3 protein-coding genes and 1 pseudogene are annotated in these 4,220 nt (G+C 73.1%); 3 read left to right on the top strand and 1 reads right to left on the bottom strand.

The window, feature by feature from the left end; all coding sequences use genetic code 11:
* From G3I40_RS20285 to G3I40_RS20275, 3 genes are all read left to right on the top strand, one after another.
* The coding region (locus tag G3I40_RS20285) for a molybdopterin molybdotransferase MoeA (RefSeq protein WP_164303557.1) at positions 1–1,354 on the top strand (1,354 nt) is incomplete at its 5' end.
* On the top strand, positions 1,351–2,448 hold the full coding sequence (locus G3I40_RS20280) for a potassium channel protein (RefSeq protein ID WP_164303556.1): 1,098 nt from the start codon (positions 1,351–1,353) through the stop codon (positions 2,446–2,448). The genes G3I40_RS20285 and G3I40_RS20280, both read left to right, overlap by 4 nt.
* Before the next feature lie 511 nt (positions 2,449–2,959).
* On the top strand, positions 2,960–3,940 hold the full coding sequence (locus G3I40_RS20275; protein WP_164303555.1) for an NAD(P)H-quinone oxidoreductase: 981 nt from the start codon (positions 2,960–2,962) through the stop codon (positions 3,938–3,940).
* Between the two features lie 2 nt (positions 3,941–3,942).
* Here G3I40_RS20275 and G3I40_RS20270 read toward each other — a convergent pair.
* Positions 3,943–4,220 (bottom strand): annotated as a pseudogene (locus G3I40_RS20270) (hypothetical protein); the annotation flags it as partial.

Raw genomic sequence — 4,220 nt, 5'->3', positions numbered from 1 at the left:
GCACCGGGCCCGCCCGGCCGCGACCCCCGAGGGCACCGCACCCGGTGAGGAGAGCCAACTTCCCTTCCCGGACGGCCTGTTCACCGCACCCGAGGGACAGGGCGCCCTGCCGCGCGGCGCCGCGCGCGTCGCCCTGGACCGGGCCCTCGGCCTCGTTCTCGCCGCGCCGTTGACCGCCCTGACCGACCTGCCCTCCTTCGACACGTCCGCGATGGACGGCTGGGCCGTGTCGGGGCCGGGCCCCTGGGACGTACGGGACGAGGGAATCCTCGCCGGGTACGCGCTGCCCGCACCGCTGGCCGACGGCGAGGCGGCGACCATCGCGACCGGCGCGCGCATCCCCGCCGACACCACCGCAGTGATCCGCAGCGAGCACGGACGCACCGACGCCAAGGGCCAGTTGCACCCGCTGCGCGACGTCGCGCACGGCCAGGACATCCGGCCGCGCGGACAGGAGTGCCGCAGCGGCGACCTGCTGCTGCCCGAGGGCGCGCTGGTCACCCCGGCCGTGCTCGGTCTGGCGGCCGCCGCGGGCTACGACGAGGTGGTCGTCGTGCCCCGCCCGCGGGCCGAAGTGCTCGTCCTGGGCGACGAGTTGCTGACCTCGGGTCTCCCCCGCGACGGCCTGATCCGCGACGCCCTCGGCCCGATGCTGCCGCACTGGCTGCGCGCGCTCGGCGTCGAGGTGACCGCCGTGCGCCGGATCGGCGACGACGCGAAGGCACTGCTCAAGGCCGTCCGGGGGGCCAAGGCCGACCTCGTCGTGACGACAGGCGGCACCGCGTCGGGCCCCGTCGACCACGTGCACCCCACCCTGCGCGCCCTCGACGCCGACCTCCTCGTGGACGGTGTCGCGGTGCGCCCCGGCCATCCGATGCTGCTCGCCCGCCTGCACGAGGGGAAGCACCTCGTCGGGCTGCCGGGGAATCCGCTGGCCGCCGTCTCCGGGCTGCTGACGCTCGCCGAGCCGCTGTTGCGGGCGCTCTCGGGCCGGGGCCAGGACGAGGAACCGTACGGTGCTCCCCTGCGCGGCGCCGTGCACGGCCATCCGTACGACACCCGGCTCGTCCCCGTCGTGCTGCGCGAGGACAGCGGCAGCGGGCACGACTGGGCGGTGCCGCTGCACTACAACGGCCCGGCCATGCTGCGCGGCATCGCCGCCGCCGACGGGCTCGCGGTCGTGCCGCCGGGTGGTGCCCAGGAGGGCCAGGAGGTCGAGATCCTCGACCTGCCCTGGTCCTGGGGGCCCGCGACCGGAGGATCCCTCGGCGCCCTCAACTCCCCGGTGAAATCGGGGCGGAACGCGACGGGCCACGCTCCGGGCCCCGTCGGCGACGAAGGGTGTTTCACGTGAAACTGGCCGGCCATGACGCCATGGCGCGCCAAGCGGACGAGAAGACGACCACGTACCGGGTGAAGCTGCCCCGCCGGATCGTCGAACGTCCGCTGCGCCAGGTCGCCCGCCGCGTCCTGATGGCACTCAGCGTGCTGGTGGCGACCGCGATGATCGTGTGGTTCGACCGCACGGGATACACCGACAACTCCGACGGCAAGGTCGACCTCCTCGACGCCTTCTACTACGCGACCGTCACCCTCTCCACCACCGGTTACGGCGACATCGTGCCGGTCAGCGACACCGCCCGGCTCATCAACATCTTCGTCATCACGCCACTGCGGGTGCTGTTCCTGATCATCCTGGTCGGCACCACGCTCGAAGTCCTCACCGAACGGACCCGGGAGGAATGGCGCCTGAACCGCTGGAGGTCCAACTTGCGTGACCACACTGTCGTCGTCGGCTTCGGCACCAAGGGCCGCAGCGCGGTGGAGACCGTCTGCGCGACCGGTCTGAAGCCCGAGCAGGTCGTCGTGGTCGACCCCAGTGGCAAGGTCATCGAGGCGGCCAACAGCCTCGGCTACGCGGGCGTCATGGGCGACGCGACCCGCAGCGACGTCCTGGTACGTGCCGAGGTGCAGCGCGCCAAGAAGATCATCATCGCCACGCAGCGCGACGACACCGCGGTCCTGGTGGCGCTCACCGCGCGGCAGTTGAACCGCAGCGCGAAGATCGTGGCCGCGGTGCGCGAGGAGGAGAACGCGCCGCTGCTGCGCCAGTCCGGCGCCGACGCCGTGATCACCAGCGCGAGTGCGGCGGGCCGGCTGCTCGGGCTGTCGGTGCTCAGCCCGCACGCGGGCATGGTCATGGAGGACCTGATCCAGCAGGGCAGCGGCCTCGATCTGATCGAGCGGCCGGTGATAAAGGCCGAGGTCGGCCTGAAGCCGCGGGAGACGGAGGACCTGGTCGTCAGCGTCGTACGAGGTCACCGGGTGCTCGGATACGACGACAAGGCCGTCGGAGCGCTGCAGTTGACGGACCGGCTGATCGCCATCGTGCGCGCCACGCCGACGCGCCAGGTCGCCCCGGACGCGAAGCCGCTGCCGCGGGACTGAGCGACCCCCGAGGCGAGCCTCGGGAAACCCAGCGCCGGGCAACCCCACTGCCGCCCGCCTCGCCCACCCGTGCCGTCCTGGGATCTCCCTCGGGCGGAATCCGGGAGAGGCGGGGGCCCACCGGGCGGAATCCAGTGGGAGGGCGGGAGCCGGCGGGCGGAATCCAGTGGGAGGGCGGGAGCCGGCGGGCGGAATCCGGGGGGAGATGGGCCCGGACGGAATCCGGAGGAGACGGATCCACCGAGCAGAATCCAGGGGGCAGGCGGCCCGGACGGAATCCAGTGGGAGGCGGGGGCCACCGAGCGGAATCCAGGAGAGGCGGGGGCCCATCGGAATACGGAATCCGGGAGAGGCGGGGTCCACCGGAATACGGAATCCGGGAGAGGCGCGGGCCACCAGGCGGAATCCGTGGAGAGGCGGGGCCTACCGGGCGGGTTCCCTGGTGTGGCAGGGATCGCGGTCGGGAGATGTCCAGGCGGCGCGCGCGGCCCACGGGAGTAGCCTCGCGCCCATGTATGCGATCACGATTCCGGAACCCGGCGGACCCGAGGCGCTCGTCTGGACGGAGGTCCCCGACCCCGTACCCGGTGAGGGCGAGGTCCTGGTCGAGGTGGTGTCCAGCGCCGTCAACCGCGCCGATCTGCTCCAGCGGCAGGGCTTCTACACCCCGCCGCCCGGCAGCTCCCCGTATCCCGGCCTGGAGTGCGCGGGGCGGATCACCGCGCTCGGCCCCGGGGTGGGCGGCTGGTCGGTCGGTGACGAGGTGTGCGCGCTGCTCGTGGGCGGCGGGTACGCCGAGAAGGTCGCCGTGCCCGCGGGGCAGCTGCTGCCGGTGCCGAAGGGCGTCGACCTGGCCAAGGCCGCCGCGCTGCCCGAGGTGACCTGCACCGTCTGGTCCAACGTCTTCATGATCGCCCACCTGAGTCCGGGCGAGACCTTCCTCGTGCACGGCGGATCCAGCGGCATCGGCACCATGGCGATCCAGCTGGCTAAGGCCGTCGGCGCCAAGGTCGCCGTCACCGCGGGCACCAAGGAGAAGTTGGACTTCTGCGCCGATCTGGGCGCGGACATCCTGATCAACTACCGCGAGCAGGACTTCGTCGAGGAGATCCGCGAGAACACGGTGGGCGGCGGCGCCGACGTCATCCTCGACAACATGGGCGCGAAGTACCTCAACCGCAACGTCGACGCCCTCGCCGTAAACGGCCGGCTCGCCATCATCGGCATGCAGGGCGGCATCCAGGGCGAGCTCAACATCGCGGCGCTGCTCGGCAAGCGCGGCGCCATCACCGCCACCACGCTGCGGGCCCGCCCGCTGGCCGAGAAGGCGGCGGTTGTGGCGGCCGTGCGCGAACACGTCTGGCCGCTGATTGAGGGCGGCCACGTGCGGCCGATCGTGGACCAGGAGCTCCCGATGAGCGAGGCCGCGCAGGGCCACCGGGTGCTGGAGGAGAGCGGCCACATCGGCAAGGTCCTGCTCACCCGCGCGTAGGCCTACCGGCGCAGCCGCAGCGCCAGGAAGCCCAGGCCGAGTCCGGTCAGCAGGAGTCCGGCGCCCAGCGGCAGGACGTCCGTGAGGACGGGCCCCGTCGCCCGTGCGCCGACGGTCTGCCGCTGGGTGAAGGGGTGCTCCTTGTGCTCCTTGCGGGGCACGGGCGTGGTCGGTGTGGCCGTCGGCCTCGACGACGCGGAGTCGGTCGGCTCGCCGCTCGGCCGCGGGTCCTCGTCGGCGGTCAGGGCGGGCAGCGGCCGCCCCGGCGGGGTGCGGCCCT

The organism is Streptomyces sp. SID14478 (assembly GCF_010548525.1).
Classification (GTDB): domain Bacteria; phylum Actinomycetota; class Actinomycetes; order Streptomycetales; family Streptomycetaceae; genus Streptomyces.
This window is presented reverse-complemented; position numbering and strand designations above follow the sequence as displayed.